This is a genomic window from Psychrobacter sp. 5A.1 (assembly GCF_030407455.1).
Taxonomy (GTDB): domain Bacteria; phylum Pseudomonadota; class Gammaproteobacteria; order Pseudomonadales; family Moraxellaceae; genus Psychrobacter.
In genome coordinates this window covers 1-881 of record NZ_JASDDJ010000140.1, presented here as the reverse complement: position 1 = coordinate 881, position 881 = coordinate 1, and the positions used below count along the sequence as shown (strand labels likewise).

Here is an 881-nt window from a genome sequence, read left to right as displayed (position 1 = left end):
ACTATACTCAATATGATACTTGGAGAAGTAAAGCCGTTAAGCAGGCAACCTCCATATCCGAAGATAACGAAGATGTAGCAATTTTGTCTTTAGATATAAAATCTTTTTACTACAATTTAGATATAGATTTTGACAAACTACCAGGCAATAAAGATGAAAATATAACTCTAATGCTTAAGGAGATTCTAGAGTCTTATAATTCTTTAAGAAGGCAAAGCCTTGGTTTAGGATCAGGAAAAAATAATTGTAAGAAAAATACTCTTCCAATTGGTCTTATTAGTTCATCAATATTGGGGAATTATGCGCTAGAAAACTTTGACAAATATATTTCTGAGGTTGTTAGGCCTTCTTATTATGGTAGGTATGTAGATGACATTTTGATGGTTTTCAAAAAACCTATACTATCTTCTGAAAATACAATAGAAGAGTTTGTTCGCAAGTATCTTGGTAACTTAATTAAATTCGAAGAAAATGAACTAGAAATTTGCATAGAAGATTCAATTAACCTGTATAATCCAAAAATTCAAATGAAAAAGGTGGTTTTACAACATTTTGATAAAAACAATAGTAAAGCAGGACTAAAGTTTTTGAAAAAAGAGTTGGATTCAAGAACTAGTATAATCAGCTTTCATAACAACCATCTTGATGAAGACCTAGATTTTTTTGCTTATAAAGCTCTATATAGTAAAGAAGAAGATCATTTGAAGGGTTTGATAGGTGTAACGGAAAATAAAAGAGAGATAATAAATTTTTTAGATAGCCATATAGTAGCGAATAAGCTTTGTGGTTTTAATAATTCGACAGATATAGTCAGTTCAAAATAAAACTGTTATGGCTAGGACAAATATCATAAAACAATTTAGATAAGTCATTTTCCATCC

The 881-nt window shown here is 29.4% G+C and carries 1 protein-coding gene; it reads left to right on the top strand.

Annotated elements, in window-relative coordinates; all coding sequences use genetic code 11:
• Positions 1 to 824: RNA-directed DNA polymerase (locus tag QL982_RS14460; protein ID WP_290190451.1), on the top strand; the 824-nt coding region annotated here is incomplete at its 5' end.
• Between the last annotated feature and the right edge of the window lie 57 nt (positions 825 to 881).